19 protein-coding genes are annotated in these 18,753 nt (G+C 62.5%); 7 read left to right on the top strand and 12 right to left on the bottom strand.

All coding sequences use genetic code 11. The features are described from left to right. Window positions 1-56: 56 nt before the first annotated feature. The 5 genes from J5J83_RS22165 to J5J83_RS22145 all read left to right on the top strand — a co-directional run bounded on the left by J5J83_RS22165 (window position 57) and on the right by J5J83_RS22145 (window position 8,042). The gene (locus J5J83_RS22165) at window positions 57-1,559 is read left to right on the top strand and encodes a leucyl aminopeptidase (RefSeq protein ID WP_212352402.1); all 1,503 of its coding nucleotides are present in this window, start codon (window positions 57-59) and stop codon (window positions 1,557-1,559) included. A 5-nt stretch (window positions 1,560-1,564) separates the two neighbouring features. Next, window positions 1,565-2,002, top strand: coding sequence for a DNA polymerase III subunit chi (locus tag J5J83_RS22160; protein ID WP_212352400.1), 438 nt, complete (start codon window positions 1,565-1,567; stop codon window positions 2,000-2,002). Beyond that, window positions 1,999-2,505 carry a hypothetical protein gene (locus tag J5J83_RS22155; protein ID WP_212352398.1) on the top strand — a complete coding sequence of 169 codons (507 nt, stop codon included), beginning with the start codon at window positions 1,999-2,001 and terminating at the stop codon, window positions 2,503-2,505. The genes J5J83_RS22160 and J5J83_RS22155 overlap by 4 nt, the downstream gene beginning before the upstream one ends. A 163-nt stretch (window positions 2,506-2,668) precedes the next feature. Further along, a complete protein-coding gene (locus tag J5J83_RS22150) occupies window positions 2,669-5,665 on the top strand; it encodes a valine--tRNA ligase (protein WP_212352396.1) in 2,997 nt (998 codons plus the stop codon). Between the two features lie 172 nt (window positions 5,666-5,837). Further along, window positions 5,838-8,042: an OsmC domain/YcaO domain-containing protein gene (locus tag J5J83_RS22145; protein WP_212352381.1), complete on the top strand. Its 2,205-nt coding sequence runs from the start codon at window positions 5,838-5,840 to the stop codon at window positions 8,040-8,042. A 287-nt stretch (window positions 8,043-8,329) separates the two neighbouring features. Here the strand turns inward: J5J83_RS22145 and J5J83_RS22140 are convergent, their stop codons facing one another. Together J5J83_RS22140 and J5J83_RS22135 are read right to left on the bottom strand one after the other, a co-directional pair. Further along, a complete protein-coding gene (locus J5J83_RS22140; RefSeq protein ID WP_212352379.1) occupies window positions 8,330-8,560 on the bottom strand; it encodes a sulfurtransferase TusA family protein in 231 nt (76 codons plus the stop codon). Between the two features lie 81 nt (window positions 8,561-8,641). Next, on the bottom strand, window positions 8,642-10,081 hold the full coding sequence (locus J5J83_RS22135; RefSeq protein ID WP_212352377.1) for a M48 family metalloprotease: 1,440 nt from the start codon (window positions 10,079-10,081) through the stop codon (window positions 8,642-8,644). Between the two features lie 114 nt (window positions 10,082-10,195). Between J5J83_RS22135 and moaC the strand changes: the two genes are divergently transcribed. Together moaC and J5J83_RS22125 are read left to right on the top strand one after the other, a co-directional pair. Beyond that, window positions 10,196-10,690: a cyclic pyranopterin monophosphate synthase MoaC gene (gene moaC, locus J5J83_RS22130; RefSeq protein WP_212352373.1), complete on the top strand. Its 495-nt coding sequence runs from the start codon at window positions 10,196-10,198 to the stop codon at window positions 10,688-10,690. A gap of 237 nt (window positions 10,691-10,927) precedes the next feature. Further along, entirely contained in the window at window positions 10,928-11,146 is a 219-nt protein-coding gene (locus tag J5J83_RS22125) for a Nif11-like leader peptide family natural product precursor (RefSeq protein WP_212352372.1), read from the top strand. 55 nt (window positions 11,147-11,201) lie between these two features. On the opposite strand, the gene J5J83_RS22120 is transcribed toward J5J83_RS22125, so the two are convergent. From J5J83_RS22120 to J5J83_RS22075, 10 genes are all read right to left on the bottom strand, one after another. Beyond that, complete coding sequence (locus J5J83_RS22120; RefSeq protein ID WP_282959142.1) at window positions 11,202-12,224, bottom strand: DUF533 domain-containing protein; 1,023 nt, start codon at window positions 12,222-12,224, stop codon at window positions 11,202-11,204. Then, window positions 12,211-12,957 (bottom strand): cytochrome c3 family protein, encoded by a 747-nt coding sequence (locus tag J5J83_RS22115; RefSeq protein ID WP_212352370.1) that lies wholly within the window; start codon window positions 12,955-12,957, stop codon window positions 12,211-12,213. The genes J5J83_RS22120 and J5J83_RS22115 overlap by 14 nt, the downstream gene beginning before the upstream one ends. Continuing rightward, entirely contained in the window at window positions 12,954-13,532 is a 579-nt protein-coding gene (locus tag J5J83_RS22110) for a hypothetical protein (protein WP_212352369.1), read from the bottom strand. The genes J5J83_RS22115 and J5J83_RS22110 overlap by 4 nt, the downstream gene beginning before the upstream one ends. Next, window positions 13,533-14,804: a 2Fe-2S iron-sulfur cluster-binding protein gene (locus J5J83_RS22105; RefSeq protein WP_212352368.1), complete on the bottom strand. Its 1,272-nt coding sequence runs from the start codon at window positions 14,802-14,804 to the stop codon at window positions 13,533-13,535. A 108-nt stretch (window positions 14,805-14,912) separates the two neighbouring features. Continuing rightward, entirely contained in the window at window positions 14,913-15,185 is a 273-nt protein-coding gene (locus J5J83_RS22100) for a PepSY domain-containing protein (protein ID WP_212352367.1), read from the bottom strand. Between the two features lie 93 nt (window positions 15,186-15,278). Further along, entirely contained in the window at window positions 15,279-15,992 is a 714-nt protein-coding gene (locus J5J83_RS22095; protein WP_212352366.1) for a phosphate ABC transporter ATP-binding protein, read from the bottom strand. A gap of 10 nt (window positions 15,993-16,002) precedes the next feature. Then, on the bottom strand, window positions 16,003-16,707 hold the full coding sequence (locus tag J5J83_RS22090) for an ABC transporter permease (protein WP_212352364.1): 705 nt from the start codon (window positions 16,705-16,707) through the stop codon (window positions 16,003-16,005). A 101-nt stretch (window positions 16,708-16,808) separates the two neighbouring features. Further along, on the bottom strand, window positions 16,809-17,114 hold the full coding sequence (locus J5J83_RS22085) for a hypothetical protein (protein ID WP_212352360.1): 306 nt from the start codon (window positions 17,112-17,114) through the stop codon (window positions 16,809-16,811). Window positions 17,115-17,116: 2 nt separating this feature from the next. Beyond that, a complete protein-coding gene (locus J5J83_RS22080) occupies window positions 17,117-17,368 on the bottom strand; it encodes a MoaD/ThiS family protein (protein ID WP_212352359.1) in 252 nt (83 codons plus the stop codon). 14 nt (window positions 17,369-17,382) lie between these two features. Next, complete coding sequence (locus J5J83_RS22075; RefSeq protein WP_212352358.1) at window positions 17,383-18,648, bottom strand: FAD-dependent oxidoreductase; 1,266 nt, start codon at window positions 18,646-18,648, stop codon at window positions 17,383-17,385. Between the last annotated feature and the right edge of the window lie 105 nt (window positions 18,649-18,753).

The raw sequence follows: 18,753 nt of genomic DNA, 5'->3' as shown, positions 1-18,753 counted from the left end.
GAACGGGCCATAATCGGCAACAGACCCAAGGACGCGTCTTTCACAGGAGTAAGCTCGTGGAATTTACCATAAAGACCGCCAGCCCGGAGAAAGTCCGGGCTGGCGTGCTGGTTGTCGGTACCTTTGCCGGCGGCGCGCTGAGCACGGCCGCACAGGCCGTCGACAAGGCCAGTAAGGGCAAGCTTTCCCAGGTCGTCAAGCATGGCGACCTCGAAGACAAGGCCGGCGCCTCCGTCATGCTCCACGATGTACCGGGAACCGCTGCCGATCGCGTGCTGCTCGTCAGCCTGGGCAAGGCCGACGACTATACCGACAAGGCTTACCGTGATGCACTGTCGAGCGTCGCCAGGACGCTGAACGGCAGCCCGGCAAAGGATGCAGCGATCACCCTGCCCGACCTTGCCCCCGGCAACCGTTCGCTGGCCTGGTGCATGCATCAGGCCAGTCGCCTGCTCGCAGATGGCGCCTACCGCTTCGATGCGCCCAAGGCGGCCGCCAAGGACGGCAAGAAGGAGCGCGGCGTGCGCAAGATCGTCCTCATCACCGCCGCCAAGATCAACGCCGAACTCGAGGCGGCCATCCGCCGCGGCCAGGCCGTTGCCGAAGGCATGGCGCTGGCGAAGGATCTCGGCAACCTGCCCGGCAACGTGTGCACCCCGGCCTATCTCGCCGACACCGCCAAAGCGCTTGGCAAGCAGTTCAAGTTCGATGTCGACGTGCTCGACCGCGCCGACATGGAAAAGCTCGGCATGGGCTCGCTGCTGTCGGTTGCCCGTGGCTCGCACCTTCCGCCCAAGCTCATCGTCATGCACTACAAGGGCGGCAAGGCCAAAGCCAAACCCGTGGTGCTGGTCGGCAAGGGCGTCACCTTCGACTCCGGCGGCATTTCGCTCAAGCCCGGCGCCGAAATGGATGAGATGAAATACGACATGTGTGGCGCAGCCAGCGTGATCGGCAGCATCAAGGCCATTGCACGCATGGCGCTTCCACTCAACGTGGTTGCGATCGTGCCGGCCACCGAGAACATGCCTGGCGGCAATGCCTCCCGTCCGGGTGACGTGGTGACCTCGATGTCGGGGCAGACCATCGAGATTCTGAACACGGATGCCGAGGGCCGACTCATTCTGTGCGACGCCCTCACCTACGCCGAACGCTTCAAGCCCGACTGCGTGATCGATGTTGCCACCTTGACCGGGGCCTGTGTCGTCGCACTGGGCAAGATCCCGAGCGGACTGCTGGCAAACGACGACGAGCTCGCCGCCGAACTGCTCAAGCGCGGCAACGACTCGGGCGACCGCGCATGGCAGATGCCGCTGTGGGAGGAATACCAGGATCTGCTCAAGAGCAATTTCGCCGACATGGGCAACATCGGCGGCCGTTACGCCGGCACCATCACCGCAGCCTGCTTCCTGTCGCGATTCACCAAGGCCTACAAGTGGGCACACCTGGATATCGCCGGCACGGCCTGGGTGTCAGGTGACGCAAAGGGTGCGACCGGACGCCCGGTGCCGCTGCTGACCGAGTTCCTGATGGGGCGTGCCGAGGGCACGGCGGACTGAGCGCGGTGACGCGGGTCCAGTTCTATCACAACACGCCGGACCGGCTCGCGCTCACCTGCGAGCTGGCCGCAAAGGCGCACGAAGGCGGCCGCAAGGTCGCCATCCGCGTTGCCGACGGTGCGCACGCACGGCGCCTCGACCAGCATCTGTGGACGGCGGAACCGCTTTCCTTCATTCCGCATGTGCTGATCGACTCGCCGCTGGCGGCAGAGACACCGATCGTGATCGGGCTTGCCGACAGCCATGTTTCCTGGCCCCATGCGGACCTCCTGTTCAACCTTGCCGACGACGTGCCGCCGCACTTCGACCGGTTTCGCACCGTCATCGAAATCGTCGGCCGGAACGAAGCAGACAAGCTGCCGGCACGCGCGCGCTGGCAGCATTACAAGGCACATGGCGCGCCACTGAAGGCCTTCGATGCCGAAAGCAGGTCAGCCCTATGAATGATTGGCCGCACACAGACAACGATCCCGACGACGAACTGCGGATGGCCGACAGCCTGATCGTCAAGGCCGATGCCTTTCTGCGCAAGCATCACGCGGCCGACCTGCGATCCGCTCCGAACAGTCACACCGAGCACATAGACGACGAACTGCCCATCCTGACCGACGTCGTCACCGATTTCGACGATGGCATCCCGCTCCTCGACGAGGTCGCACCGCTCCCGCCGGATACGCCCGCGTCCGCCGCAGCGCCACCTGTATCAACCGCAGAGGCTCAGGCGCGAGAGCGGGCGACACTGGTCGAACACCTGGTGCAGATCGACACCCTGATCGCGCGCGAAGTCGAGGCCTGGCTGTGCAACGAACTGCCACAACTGCTCTCGCGCGAACTCGATGCGCTGAGCGACCGCCTGCGCGTCGAAACCCTGGCCCACCTCAGGGCCACACTGCTGCCGACGCTATCCACGCACATCGCAAGTCGGCTGGATGAGGCAGGCGAATAGGCCACAGACCGGCGGACCGCCTGCCGGCGCCGTACCCATGCCACGGGGTTGAATGCGCATGCGCCGCGACACCGTGTCCGTGCGGCATATTCCAACGCCTCCCTCGGCCAAGGGGGCGCATCCGTTATAATCGCGCCTTTGCCTTCAAGCGCGATAAAACAACATGGAACTGGCCAAGAGCTTCGAACCGGAAAACATCGAGCGTCGCTGGTACCCCGAATGGGAATCCCGCGGCTACTTTGATGCCGGCCTCGACAAGTCGAACCCTAACGCCTTCTGCATCCTGCTGCCGCCGCCGAACGTCACCGGCACACTGCACATGGGTCATGGCTTCAACCAGACGATCATGGATGCGCTCACCCGCTACCACCGCATGCGTGGCTTCAACACGCTGTGGCAGCCGGGTACGGACCACGCCGGTATCGCCACCCAGATCGTGGTCGAGCGCCAGCTCGACGCGCAAGGCGTGTCGCGCCACGAGCTTGGCCGCGAGAAATTCCTGGAGAAGGTGTGGGAGTGGAAGGAATACTCCGGCGGCACCATCACCCGCCAGATGCGCCGCCTTGGCACCAGCCCGGACTGGAAGCGCGAACGCTTCACCATGGACGAAGGCCTGTCGAAGACCGTCACCGAGACCTTCGTGCGCCTCTACAACGAAGGCCTGATCTATCGCGGCAAGCGCCTGGTCAACTGGGATCCGAAGCTGGGCACGGCGGTGTCCGACCTCGAGGTCGTCTCCGAGGAAGAAGACGGCAAGCTTTATCACATCCTGTACCCGTTCTCCGAGGGCGCGATCGGCGGCCTGCCAGGCCTCACCGTGGCCACCACCCGCCCCGAGACCCTGCTGGGCGACGTCGCGGTGATGGTGCATCCGGAGGACGAGCGCTACGCCCATCTGATCGGCAAGACCGTTGCCCTGCCGCTCACCGGCCGCCACATCCCGATCATTGCCGACGACTATGTCGACCGCGAGTTCGGCACCGGCTGCGTCAAGGTCACCCCGGCGCACGACTTCAACGACTATGCCGTCGGCCAGCGTCACAAGCTCGACATGATCGTCGTGCTCAAGCTCGACGGCAGCATGCCCGCCGTGGCGGAGCGCTACACCACCGACGGCAAGGCCCTGGAAGGCGTACCCATGCCAGAGAGCGTCGTCGGCATGGACCGCGTGCCCGCACGGCAGCAGGTGGTCAACGAGCTCGAAGCGCTCGGCCTGATGCTCGAGATCAAGGCGCACAAGATGCAGGTGCCGCGCGGCGACCGCACCAACGTCGTGATCGAGCCGATGCTCACCGACCAGTGGTTCGTCGCCATGAGCAAGCCGGGCACTGACGGCAAGTCGATCACGCAGAAGGCGCTCGATGTGGTTTCGTCCGGCGAGATCAAGTTCTACCCGGAAAACTGGATCAACACCTACAACCAGTGGCTCAACAACATCCAGGACTGGTGCATCTCGCGCCAGCTGTGGTGGGGCCACCGCATTCCCGCCTGGTATGACGAGGAAGGCAAGATCTACGTCGCCACCGACCAAGAAGCCGCGATCCACGCCTGGAAAGCCGATCTCGAAGCCGAAATCAACCGTCTCAAGGCTGAAGTCCAGTCCCGCCAGGCCGCAGGCGAAACCACCGAGCAGCACCCGCAACTCGCGCAGCGCCTGGCCGTACTGCACGCCCGCTACGAAGAGGGCAAGCTGCGCCGCGAGGACGACGTGCTCGACACCTGGTATTCGTCCGCACTGTGGCCGTTCTCGACGCTGGACTGGACCGCCGAGTGGCCACAGCAAAGCAACGACGCACTCGACCTATACCTGCCGTCCACCGTGCTCGTCACCGGCTTCGACATCATCTTCTTCTGGGTCGCGCGAATGGTGATGATGACCACTCACATCACCGGCAAGATCCCGTTCAAGCACGTCTACGTGCATGGTCTGATCCGTGATGCGGAAGGCCAGAAGATGTCGAAGTCGAAGGGTAACGTGCTCGACCCGATCGACCTCATCGACGGCATTGCCATCGATGAACTGGTCAAGAAACGGACCACCGGCCTGATGAACCCGAAGCAGGCACAGAGCATCGAAAAGAAGACACGTAAGGAATTTCCGGAGGGCATCCAGGCCTTCGGTACCGACGCGCTGCGTTTCACCTTCGCCAGCCTGGCGAGCCCGGGCCGTGACATCAAGTTCGACCTCGCCCGCTGCGAAGGCTATCGCAACTTCTGCAACAAGCTGTGGAACGCCACCCGCTTCGTGCTGATGAACTGCGAAGGCCAGGACTGCGGCATCGCCGAACACACACCGGATCAGTGCGCGCCCGGCGGCTACCTCGACTTCTCCTTTGCCGACCGCTGGATCGTATCCCGCCTGCAGCGCACCGAGGCCGATGTCGCCGCCCATTTCGAGGCCTACCGCTTCGATCTGGTTTCCCGCACCGTCTATGAATTCGTCTGGGACGAGTACTGCGACTGGTATCTCGAGCTGGCCAAGGTGCAGATCCAGACCGGCACACCGGAGCAGCAACGCGCCACCCGCCGCACCCTGCTGCGCGTGCTCGAGACCGTGCTGCGTCTGGCGCATCCGCTGATCCCCTTCATCACCGAAGCGTTGTGGGAAACGGTTGCACCGCTGGCCGGACGCAAGGACGCCGACAGCGTGATGCTGGCACGCTACCCGCAGGCGGACTCGAGCCGCATCGACGAGACCGCCGAAGCCAGGGTAACCGAACTCAAGGCCATGATTTACGCGTGCCGCAACCTGCGCGGCGAGATGAACATCTCGCCCGCCCAGCGCCTGCCGCTGGTGGCCGCAGGCAACGCCGACGCGCTCAAGGCCTATGCGCCTTATCTCGCCGGCCTGGCCAAACTGTCCGAGGTCGAAGTGGTGGCCGAAATCGGTGCCGACGAACTCGCACCAGTCGCGGTGGCAGGAGAAACCCGCCTGATGCTGAAGGTGGAGATCGACATCGCCGCCGAACGCGAGCGCCTGGGCAAGGAGATCGCCCGCATCGAAGGCGAGATCGTCAAGGCCGAAGGCAAGCTCGGCAACGCCAGCTTCGTCGACCGCGCCCCGGCCGCCGTGGTGCAGCAGGAACGCGACCGACTGGCCGGCTTCCGCGCCACGCTGGAACAGTTGCGCCCGCAGCTGGACAAGCTGGCCGGGCGCTGAGCGCAGCGTTACCCCGACGGCCGTGGTGTCGGCCTCGGTGCCAATTTGCGCACCGAGGCCGACGAACACTCCGTCCTCCGATTCCTCCAACTGCCCACAAGCACGGATTCTCCACCGGGAAAGCGGCGATAATGGGGGCCATTCTCATTGAACGCCCGCTCAGGACTCCCCCATGGAAATCAAGGTCAATTTCCTCGACAAGCTTCGTCTTGAAGCCAAGTTCGATGACTTCACGGTGGTGGCCGATCAGCCAATCCGCTACAAGGGAGATGGCTCGGCGCCGGGTCCGTTCGACTACTTTCTGGCTTCATCGGCATTGTGTGCGGCCTACTTCGTGAAGCTGTATTGCGACACACGCAATATTTCGACCGATAACATCCGTCTGTCGCAGAACAATATCGTTGATCCCGAGAACCGCTACAAGCAGGTCCTGAAGATCCAGATCGAGTTGCCGGCGGATATCTCGGCCAAAGACAGGCAGGGCATCCTGCGCTCCATCGACCGTTGCACCGTCAAGAAGGTGGTGCAGACCGGGCCTGAATTCGTGATCGAGGAAGTGGAGAACCTGGATGCCGATGCGCAGGCGCTGCTGACGCTGAATCCCGATTCGGCCTCGAGCACCTATATTGTAGGAAAGGACCTGCCGCTGGAGCAGACCATCGCCATGATGTCGGGCGTCTTGGCGGACATGGGCATCAAGATTGAAATCGCTTCGTGGAGAAATCTTGTTCCCAATGTGTGGTCGCTGCACATCCGCGATGCGCACTCACCGATGTGCTTCACCAATGGCAAGGGCGCAAGCAAGGAAAGCGCCTTGGCTTCGGCCTTGGGTGAATTCATCGAGCGACTGAACTGCAATCATTTCTACAACGACCAGTTCTGGGGGGAGCACATTGCAAATGCCGCGTTTGTGCATTACCCGAATGAACGCTGGTTCAAGCCGGGCCGCAAAGATGCGCTGCCGGCTGAAATACTCGATGAATACTGCCTGCGGATTTACGACCCTGATGGCGAATTGCGTGGTTCGCATCTGGTGGACACCAACTCCGGCAATGTGCAGCGCGGTATCTGTTCGCTGCCGTATGTGCGTCAGTCCGACGGCGCGGTGGTGTATTTCCCGTCCAACCTGATCGACAACCTGTTCCTCAGCAATGGCATGAGTGCCGGCAATACGCTTGCGGAAGCGCAGGTGCAGTGCCTGTCGGAAATCTTCGAGCGGGCCGTCAAGCGCGAAATTCTGGAAGGCGAGATCGCACTGCCCGATGTGCCGCACGAAGTGCTGGCGAAATACCCCGGCATTCTGGCCGGCATTGAAGAATTGGAAAGACAGGGCTTTCCGGTGCTGGTGAAGGATGCATCGCTGGGGGGCGCGTTTCCGGTGATGTGCGTCACCCTGATGAACCCGCGCACGGGCGGCGTATTTGCCTCGTTCGGGGCGCATCCAAGCCTGGAGGTTGCGCTCGAACGCAGTCTGACCGAATTGCTGCAGGGGCGCAGTTTCGAGGGTCTGAACGACCTGCCTCAACCCACCTTTGAGAGCAGCGCCGTCACCGAGCCGAATAATTTCGTCGAACACTTCATCGATTCCAGCGGCGTGGTGTCGTGGCGCTTTTTCAGCGCCAAGGCCGATTACGAATTTGTAGAGTGGGACTTCTCCGGCCAGGGCGAGAACTCCAATGTCGAGGAAGCCGCCACCCTGTTCGGCATCCTCGAAGACATGGGCAAGGAGGTGTACATGGCGGTGTACGACCAACTCGGCGCAACGGCCTGCCGCATCCTGGTGCCGGGTTATTCGGAGATCTATCCGGTGGAAGACCTGATCTGGGATAACACCAACAAGGCGCTGTTGTTCCGCGCCGATATCCTGAACCTGCATCGCCTCGACGACACCAGCCTGGAAGCACTGCTCGAGCGTCTGGAAGACAGTGAGCTCGATGATTACACCGACATCATTACATTGATCGGTGTCGAGTTTGACGAGAACACGGCCTGGGGTCAGCTGACGATTCTGGAGTTGAAGCTGCTCATTCATCTGGCCTTGCAGCAATTTGAAGCGGCCAAGGAACGGGTGGAGGCCTTCCTGCAATACAACGAGAACACGGTCGAACGCGTGTTGTTCTATCAGGCCTTGAATGTGGTGCTGGAGGTGGTGCTGGACGACGAACTGGAACTGGATGATTACGAAGTCAATTTCCGTCGGATGTTTGGCAATCCGCGAATGGACGCCGCCATGGGATCAGTGAACGGCAGCGTGCGCTTCTTCGGCCTGACGCCCACGAGCATGAAACTGGAAGGGCTCGAACGGCATCAACGCCTGATCGACAGTTACACCAAACTGCACACGGCGCGGGCCAAGGTGGCCGCCTTATCGAGTTAGGGTGCCGCGTCACGTGCTTCAAGGCGTGCAGCGCTTTCAGGACTTACGAGCCCCGGCGCCGCCGGAAATCAAGGCCGGCCGGAAACAGCCTTCTTCCAGCCATCGCACTCGTGCCTTTTGAACACCACGGAAGTGGACGTCCTCGGCTGCTGATTCGAACGCTGCCGCCCCGTAGCCGACCGGTCTCATCCTGTTTCCAGCATCTTGCGCAGATGAAAAAAAGCCGTTCAGCGCAAGCTGAACGGCATTGCCGCGAGCGCGGCCCGTCCGTCCGAATCGAAGCCGGACTATTTGCGCCGCATGAAGAACTCAAACGCCTTGTCCGCCGTTTCGCCCTGCTTCACCAACTCGTTGCCCGTTTGCTTGGCGAAAGCCTGGAAGTCCTTCACCGAACCCGGATCGGTGGCGATGATGCGTACGACCTGCCCCTGGCCCATCTCGGCGAGCGCTTTCTTGGCGCGCAGGATCGGCAACGGGCAATTCAGACCGCGGGCATCCACTTCCTTGTCGAAATCCATTGCTTGTTCCTTATTCGTCTATATCGGCTAACCCAGGAATTCTAATGGAAAGCGCATTGACCCGGTAGGCGCGCGGCCGCGTCAGTTCGACAGGCCGCGTTCGCGGCGCTCTTCGAGCACCATGAGCTTGACCTCGCGCAACCTCGCGTCGACTGCAGAAAGATCGTAAAAATCACCATCCGCCGCCTTGCGTGCGATTTCCAGCTGCTCGAGTGCAGCCGGGTAGCTTCCCTGCAGCGCGTAGACTTCGGCCTGTGCACGATGGCGCGCGGTCAGCTTGCCCAGCGTCGCATTTGCGCGCGACATCAGTTGCCACAAGCGGATATCGTCGCTCCGGGTCTGAAGACTCACACGCAAGGCCTTGACCGCATCGTCCGCACGACCGGAAACGATCTGCGCATCGGCTAGTGCATAGCGCAGGCTCTGCGCAGCCGGAAAACGCTTCGTCGCCGCATCCAGAATGCCTACCGCCGCCGCGCCATCTCGCCGCGCCAAGGCGATTTCGGCGGCGAGCGATTCGATGAAGGGCGACGGCGCAGCCGAGGCGCGCAGGGCCTTCACGCCCGCATCGGCTTCTTCCAGATGTCCACCCCGCAACTGCGCACGGATCAGGCCATAGCGCAACGCCTCGTCGTTTGGCGTACGCGCCAGCATGTCCTGAAACACCTGCAAGGTCTCGGCGGGCTGATCGCCCTGCGCACGCAGTTTGGCGCGCACATAGCGAAAATCGGCCGAATCCGGAACCTGCCTGTAGTGCAGCGACGACGCCCGGTTTTCCATGTCGGCAATACGCTCGGTGGTCAGCGGGTGACTGCGCAGATAGGCCGGTGCGTTGTTCTCGTAGAGACGGCTGGAACGCTGCAGCCGCTCGAAGAAGCTCGGCATGCCGCGCACATCGAATCCGGCCGCATCCAGTGTCTGCAACCCGGCGCGGTCGGCCTCGCGCTCGAAATCGCGCGAATAGGCCAGTTGCGACTGAATCGCGCCCGCCTGTCCCGCCGCCACTGCCGCCATCCCGGCGTCCGAACTGCTGCGCGCGGCAAGTACCGCGACCAACAGCGAGGCCAGCATCACGATACTGCTCTGGCCCTGCTTGCCGATGTTCTGCGCGATATGACGCTGGGTGACGTGGGCAATTTCGTGCCCCAGCACCGAGGCCAGTTCCGATTCGCTCTCCGCCGCCAGGATCAGGCCCGAATGCACCCCGATATAGCCGCCGGGCATTGCGAACGCATTGAGGGTGGGATCCTTGACGACAAAGAAATCGAGCGCCTGCTGCGGATTGTTGCTCACGCCGCCCAGACGCTTGCCGAGTCGATTCACATACTCCTCGACCTCGGGATCGTCCAGATAGGCGGGATCCTTCCAGCGAATCTCGCGAATGATGCGCTCGCCGATACGACGCTCCGCGGCAGGGGACAGATCGGACGTGCCGACGTCTCCGAGATCGGGAAGATCGATGGCATGGGCAGGAAACGCCAGCGCGAGGCTGAGCAGCAGGGCAAGGGATCGACGCATCATGGGATGCTATGATAACCCTCCGCAAGCGGAGTTCCGGCACACCATGTATCGGCGTGTAGCAGTCGCCGGACGGCGCTGCCCGACTCCACCGATCAAGCCACTCCAGTGCCGAAAATGAGCGATTCCTCTCCCCCCGTGCTGACCCATTTCGACGCCGAAGGCCAGGCGCACATGGTCGATGTCGGCGCCAAGTCAGAAACCCTCAGAGTCGCGATCGCCACCGGTCGCATCCTGATGCAGCCGGCCACCTTCGACACCATCCAGCGTGGCACGGCAAAAAAGGGCGATGTGTTGGGCATTGCCCGCATCGCGGCGATCCAGGGTGCCAAGCGCTGCAGCGACCTGATTCCGCTATGTCATCCGATTCCGCTCACCCGGGTCGCCGTCGAATTCGAACAGGACGCCAGCGACTGCGCCATCCGCTGCACCGTGACCGCAGAAACCGTCGGGCGCACGGGCGTGGAGATGGAGGCCCTCACCGCGGTCAGCGTTGCCCTGCTCACCATCTACGACATGTGCAAGGCAATGGATCGCGGCATGCGCATGGACGGCATCCAGTTGCTGGAGAAGGCCGGGGGCAAGTCGGGGCACTGGGTGGCCGGCGCGTGACCCTTGTTTCGGCGCAAAGCCCTCAATGTGCCGCACAGCGATTGAAAACCGACAAAACGTCGGCGCATTGCGCCGCGAAGTTGGAGAGCAAGCCTTTGATTTGATTGCAATGCATCCGAGATTTCACGCACTGGCACCAGAATTGCGACAGGGGCACCTGTAGTCAGGTAGTACAGGTCGGGCGTGGTTCAGCGGCCACGCCCTGGTTTCAATTCGGAATGAAAGAGCAAGGGAATCATGGCAATCAAGGATATCAAGGCCTTTTCGGACAAAGCCCGCGCAGACGCGGCCCTCGGCGAACAGCTGAAGGCCTGTCAGAAGATCAAGGAACTGCTCGCACTCGCCCGCGACAATGGCTTCCCGATCGACGAAGTCGAACTCTATCCGCCCAACGAACCGCAATTCACCGAGGACCAGTTCTCAGAGCGTCTGTGCAAGGCGCTGCTGCGGGTCTGACCGGCACGGGCGCGGGCTTGTGTCCGTGCCCGCGTAATCAGGCATCCACCGGGCCTCAGCGGCCTCGCACCATGGACATGACCTGGCCCGCATCCAGGGTGCCCGCCTTCTGCTGAATCTCCGGCAGATAACGCGTCTGCAGTTCCTTGGCGGGTCCGAGCATCGTCTGAAAGGTGTCGCGCAGCAGCTCGGTACTCATCTGCCGCCCGCCGGCATAATAGCGTCGTGCTACCTGCCCCAGCGCATATGTCGTGGCAAACGAGAAGGCCATGCTGGTGGCCGACCTGCCCAACTGCTTGCCGAGGCCGCCACCGACCTTGCCCAGCAGTCCACCCAACAGCTTGCGTCCGAACTGCTCCAGGTATTGCGATGTCATGCCCACGCCCACCGTCGCCAGCAACTCACGAATGTGGCCCTGATCGAGCTCGTGTCCATACGATTTGCCGATCCCGTAAACCATCTTGATCTGCAGCGGGATGATCGCCATGGAAGCCCAGGATTGCGGCAGGAGCTCCAGCGCGCCATTGAGGATCGAATAGTTGAGGATGCTGCGATCGAGTTCCGCATCGGACACCGACACCGCACCGCCTGCGGCCGCCTGCTTCGTGGCCGGCCGGGGCGTTCCAGGCTGGATGACCGTTTCTGCAGTGGCCATGCCTTCGGCCTGCTCGATGACTGCCGCCGTCGTACCTTGATCGAGCCCCAGACTTGTCGCCAGCCCGTCAAGGAATTGGCGCTCGGCCTCGGTCATCGCGCCATCGGCATCGCACACGCACACAGCCATTTCGTACGCCAGCTGCCGATGCCCGGTTTCAACCAGCACCCCTGCCACATCCGCGACGCTGACCTGCTTCAACAACACTTGCTGGTAGAGACCCCGAAGGTGCGAGGCACCCTCCTCGCCCCCGAGCGATTCGGCCATATCACGAATCTGCTCACGCTCCCTGTCGTTATTGGCACCATCGGAAAATGCGGCGAGAAGTGCAATCGTGAGCAGTGCTTTCTGTTGATCTGCGTTCATGTTTTCCCTGTCTGGTGAAATGACCGTTGTTGCGGAGAGAGACTTAATCGTCGTCATCTCGTTCCCGGCCGCGACCGCTTTCCCGTGCCCCGGACCTGCCTCGAATGTCGTGCTCGTTGGCACTGCGGTGACACTCGACGCAGTCATCGAACTGACGGATACCCTCTTCGATATGCTCGCGCCGGATATTCGCCTGGGTATGCTCGTGACAGCCGTAGCAGGTGTAGCGCGCATAGTCATTGCCGACGTGACAGGTCACGCATCGCGTATCGTGATCGCGGTCGAGCACGAAGTACTTGTTGTGATCGAACGTGGCAGGCACCCATTTTTCCTGCGTATGGCATTGGCTGCAGTTTCCGCTGACCTGGCGATGCAGCGTATCGGTCGGTGCGCTGTGGCAGGACTGGCATTCATTGCGCACGCTGGTTTGCAGCAATGCGTGATCGAACCTGCCCTGCTGGCGAAAACGTTTCACGCCGGCATGATCGCTGTGACAGGCCACGCAATCCTGGTTACGCAGCTTCTGATGGAATGGCACCGCGGTCAGCGGCTTTGCAATGGGTAGCCCGGTGGTGGTCAAACGCCCGATGTCCACAGGCTTATGGCAGGACACACAGCGCGCCGAATCGGCTCCGGTCAGCGGCGCATGGCATGCAAAGCAATCGCTTGCCAGCTGCGCATGACCCGGGATCAGCTTTCCCGGACTGACCATCCATTGGGGATAGACAAACACCAGCACGGCGATCGCGATCAGGTTGAGCGCGAGGATGACCCTGACAATCCTGCTCATACCCACCCCCAAAACAGGAACACACTGATGATGTGACCGAGCGAAAGCGCTGCAAAGGCGATGAAGATCGGGATATGAACCTTGCGCCACTGTTTCATCGCATCAAGCGCAACAGCATCCCAGAACACTGCCTGCTCCACTTCGGCCTTCGGCATCCCGCGTAACTGGAACTGCGCCCGCTGCGCCTGGACATGGCGCCGTGATCGGTCAAGCAACAACTTGCCCACCATGCCGCTGATTACGTTCACACCCATCGCACACATTGCCAGCCAGGGAAGGATGGCGTTGAAATGAACCCCGCCGTGAATCAGCACCATCAGCGAACCGAGCCACGCGCTGAGTTCGTGCATCTTGAGCAGGCTTTTTGGATCACCTTTGCCAATGAGCTTGCGCTTGCGCAACGAGTAGATTAGCGAGGTGATGATCAGGATCGTGCCGGGAATGCCCAGATATCGCCCGACCCACGCGAGATCGAGCACGTGCAGCAGATAGTCCCCTGCCAGGGTCGCTGCCGCGAGCGCGCCGAGCAGGACGACAAAGGGCAGGATTTGCTGGCGCCAAAGTGAATTGAACATTCAGGCCTCCAGAATCAGACTGGTTTTCGGGGTACACATGCATAGCAGGCATTTGCCTGGCTCGGGATCGTAATCAGGCGCCTGGCGATAGGCGACCTCGCCTGCGCAAATCGCCGTCTCGCAGCTGCCACACGCGCCTGCTCGGCACCCGGCGTTGACGTCGATCCCATTCGCCTCTGCAAAATCAAGCAGTGAGCCATCGGGTGGCGACCACGACAGCTGCTTTCCGGATCGGGAGAAGGTCACCATGACGCTCGCGGTGGACACATCCGGATCTGCCGGCTGAACATCCCCTGCCTGCCGCCGCCTGATTGATGCCGGACCAAACGCCTCATAGTGAATCCGCGAATCAGGAACGCCCCAGTCCTCCAGTGCAGACACCAACGACTCCATCATCGGCGTCGGCCCGCAGATATAGAACTCATAGGGTCTCAGGCCAAGCTCCATACGCAACATGCCGACATCGATACGCCCGTCATGGTGATAATCCCGCCCGGACACCTCTGAAGGCAGCGGGTTGCTGAAACAGAAGCGCACGTGCAGGTTTGGATGCGCTTCCGCCAGTGCTTCGATCTCGGGCCGCATGATCAGCTCTTGCCCATTGCGGACGCCGTGGAAGTACCAGACCTCGCGCTCCGGTTGTTCGGCCACGCACCAGTTCAACATGCTCAGCATCGGCGTAATGCCGATACCGCCCCCGATGAGAACGACAGGCGCCTGACTGCGCTCGATATGAAAATGCCCCGAGGGAGCCCGCACCTGCAACACATCGCCTGGCCCGACACGATCGTGGAAATGACTCGACGATCGACCCGGCGGGTAATCGCTACCGGCAGGGGGCAATGCGCGCTTGATGGTCACCCGGTAATAGTCCTTCCGCGGCGCATCTGACAGCGAGTAGCAGCGGACGATCTGCGCGCCACCTGCGGCATCGCCTCCGACATCCAGGCGAAACGTCAGGAACTGTCCCGGTTTGAACGCGGGCAGCGGCGCACCGTCCTCCGGTACGAGGTAGAACGAACAGATCGATCGCGCAGCGTCCTCAAACTGCTTGCGGTCGACGCGAAACGCCCTGAAGCCGTTCCAACCCTCGGCGGCAATATCCTCCTGCACTGCGGCAGGCGCAGACTCCGGCGGCAGCTCAAGCCCCCTCAGACGTCGGCGCAGGAAGCGATACTCGCGCCAATGGCGCACGAAACCGATTGCAAGATAGATCGCGAGTTGCAAGGCCAGGCCAAGCGCGATCCACAACAGCAGGGTGAGCGAGGTCATCGATTTCTCATTCGATTCCACCCCGGCGACAGTTGTCCCATGCTCGGTGCAACTTTCGCCGCCAGGCGGAGCACAATCATTCAGGCACTACGTTCATCGCATGACAACTCAGGCCGACCGTTTCTGCACAACCTGACCGTCGACGGGACTGAAATCGATATTCAGTGGCTTTCCCGCCTTGTCATATCCCTGGAAGTGATAGCAGCCACCATCGGTGATCTCGAAGCGCTCGATCGTATAACCGGCGTCGACGAGTCGCTGCAGCATCTCAACCTGCGGCAGCCAGGTGGATCGTGGTGCGGCCGTGCAGAACGTGCTAGCAAGCGCGGGCGTGGCTGCAGTCAGAAATGCCACTGCCGCGCAAATCACTCGGACTTTCATGATTTCCCTCCATAAGTTGCTTCGATGCCGAGATGGCATGGCATGGATTATGGAAAGACCATCATGAACACAGGGTGAATATCGCTTCGCCCGCTAGAATCCCATCCGCCACGGCAGTTCGCCCTGAATGAACAGCCTGGCCTCGACAGACTGCGGGCGGGCGAAGAAGCGTTGCGTCAATGTGTGCTCACGCACCTTGCCGGCACTGAGGAACACGATGTCGTCCCCCATCCTGGTCGCCTGCCCGAGATTGTGGGTCACCATCAGGATGCGGGTACCGTCGGTACGGATCTCGCGAATGATGCGCTCGACCTCCGCGCTCGCCGAAGGGTCGAGACTTGCGGTCGGCTCGTCGAGCAACAGCAGGCGGGGCCGGGTCAGCCAGGCACGGGCAAGTGCCAGCCGTTGCTGTTCGCCACCGGACAGCTGCCGCGCGCTGTCGTCCGCGCGATGGGCAAGACCGATGCGGTCCAGTATCGCCAGTGCCTGTTGCCTGCGCTTCGAAGCCGTGACCCGCAGCGGCTTGAGACCCAGTGCGACGTTCGCGAGCACCGACGCCCGCAGCATCATCGGGTGCTGGAACACCATCATCACCCCACGCGCAGGACGTGCGCCGCTTCCCCAGTCGATGTTGCCGCCGCAGGGTTCGACCAGACCGCACAGCACACGCAGCAGCATGCTCTTGCCGGCGCCATTGGGTCCCATGATAAGGGTAATGCCCTCCCCCCCAAGCTCGAGGTCGATACCGTCGAGCACTGCATGCCCATTAGGCGAATAGCGCAGGTCACGAATGCGAATGGGAAACATGGTCCGGGGCTCAGTCATAGTGCCGCATGGCCCACCGGCGTACGAAGAAGGCCAGCGCATTGAGCGCGAGGATGATCAGGATGAGGACCATGCCAAGCGCGATCGCCAATGGCAGGTCACCCTTGCTGGTCTCCAGGGCGATGGTCGTGGTCATCACCCGCGTGGATCGGTCGATATTGCCACCGACGATCATGACCGCGCCCACCTCGCTCATCGCCCGGCCCAGCCCGGCCAGCACGGCCACCATCAGGGAATGGCGGCAGTCGTACAGCAGCGTGGTCACACTCTGCCACCAGCTGAAGCACATGACCTGCAGCTCCTCGGCATAGCGCTGCCACACGTCCTCGATCACCTGGCGCGAGATCGCCGCCATCAGCGGCACCACCAGCAAGGTCTGCGCAATCACCATCGCCGACGGCGTGTAGAGCAAACCGAATTCGCCAAGCGGCCCGGAGCGCGACAGGAACAGGTAGACCACCACGCCGACCACGACAGACGGCAGGCCCATCATGCCATTGACGAGTATCGATGCCGCCTGCTTTCCGGGAAAGCGTCCCACCGCAAGGCAGGCGCCCAGCGGCAGCCCGATCAGCGTTCCCAGCAGTACCGCGCCGCCGCTGACCTGCAGCGACAGCCAGACGATCTCGCCCACACGCGCATCGAAGGTCGCGAGCAGCCCCAGCGCGTCGACAAAGGTGGACGTAAACATTGACATCGCCCGGAGAATACCCGAAACGGAAGGGCTGCCGTAGCCGGTTGCGGCGTGCGCACCCGCCGAGCGGCCAACCGGCGGCCGCGGTGACTGCTCACGAAGCCTCAGCCGCCACCCTTCTGCATCGAGCGATCGAGCAGCGCAAGCCAGCGCCGTCGCGCCGCCTCATCGCCCCCCTGAAAGACATAGCGCACCTTGAGCTGAGGCAACTCGAACAGCCCGAGCCGGCGCTGCGGCAAGACCTCGAGCTCGATCGTCAGGTGCAGGTCATCACAGGCAAGCAGCAGCGCGCCGGACACCGAGCGCCCCACCTCGGGCCACGCCGCCCGCAGGTCGCGTTCGAACGCTGTGGCGGTCGCAGTCACCAGTCGCTCGACGACCTCCGGCACCGGGCCGTTGATGAAGGCCATCCTCAGCCGCCGGCAATCGGCGGCCAGATCGCCAGTTCGTCGCCCGCCTGCAGGCGATGGCGGATTCGCTCGGACGGCGGAATGAACACTCCGTTCACCAGTACGAGGTGGGCGCTCTTTTCCGGCACGTTGTAGCGCCGGATCAGGTCGGCCACCGTCGTCCCCTCGTCGACCTCCAGCTCCAGCCGATTGCCTTTACGATCGGCCGGCAGGTAATCGGTCAGGGAGGCAAACAGCTTGAACGCGATCTTCATCTTGAGCTGCGCACTCACCTTGCCAGCGCCATAGGCTGGGAGGTCGCGACGTAGGCGTCGACAAACTGCAGCGGCGCGGCCAACAGACGCGCCTTCCACGGCCCGAGCTTCACCTGGCCGTGAATCAGCCCACGCAGGGCGCCCACATGCTCGGTAAGGCCGATCGACGTTGCCCCGATCATCACGTCACCCTTGAACTGGAGACTGAGATAGCGGCTCCGCGCCTCATCCACATGCTCGACGCCTTCGCCGCCGGCTTCCGCCTTCTCGCCCCACCACTGCCCGAACGAGGTCGAGATCAGCCCCAGCGTATCGAGCACGTTGATTGCCAGCACGCCATTCAGGCGCGTATTGCGCCCGGCCATGTTGAGCGCGGCCACCCGCGCCTGGTCGGCTGCGTTGGGCTGGATTGCGGCAACGAGGTGGGCGCCGGTGAACAGGTCAGGTGCCTCGGCAACGTCGCCCGCGGCGAAGATGCCCTTGACGCTGGTCTCGAGGCGATCGTCGACCAGAACGCCCTTGGCCACATGCACACCCGTACCTTCGAGGAAGGCCACGTTGGGTGCCACCCCCGCAGCAACGATAACGAGTTCGCAATCGAGCTTGTCGCCGGTACTCAGGGTCACCGTCAGCGGCGCGTCCGTGCCCCGATCGATACGGCTCACGCCGGCCGATGTGACCACCTTGACGCCCTTGCTTTCAACCCAGGATTTGATCATGCCCCCCGCTTTGGGCGTCATCATGCGCGGCACCATGCGGTCGCCCATCTCCACCACGGTCAGCGCCACACCGCGCTTGGCCAGCGCCTCCATGATGATGCAGCCGATGAAACCGGCGCCCAGCTGCAGCACGCGCGCGCCGGGCTGAGCATGCTGCGCGATCGCGCGCGCATCCTCCAGCGTCCAGCAGGTTTGAACTTCCGGCAGATCGACGCCGGGAATGGGCGGCCGTACCGGATGCGACCCGGTAGCGATCAACATGCGGTCATAGTCCTCGAAATGACCGTCGAAGAACAGCATGCGCTGCTTCTCGGTATCGAGGGCGACCGCCCGCCCGCGCAGCTCGCGAATACGCAACTGTTCGAAATGACCCGGCTGTTTGCGCAACCAGGTTCCCTTCTCGTCGATGTTTTCTTCCAGCAGGTAGGGAATCGCCATGCGCGAATAAGGAGGCGAATCTTCGTTCCCGACGAGTACGATTTCGTCCTGCGGCGCAGCGCGGCGCAGGGTTTCGGCAGCCACCACGCCAGCGGGGCCGTTTCCGAGTATCAGGTGTTTCATGAAGCATCCTCAATGCACGACCGCGGGTGGAACGCTTGCCGCACCCGCAGTCCTTGCCTAAGCGATTTCGCAGGGAAGAGGCGGAAACGGGTTGCCCCGTTCCGC

The sequence above is a fragment of the Azoarcus sp. L1K30 genome, assembly GCF_018122735.1.
Taxonomy (GTDB): Bacteria; Pseudomonadota; Gammaproteobacteria; order Burkholderiales; family Rhodocyclaceae; genus Parazoarcus.
The sequence above is the reverse complement of the archived record's forward strand: the minus strand, read 5'-3'. Positions and strand labels throughout refer to the sequence as shown.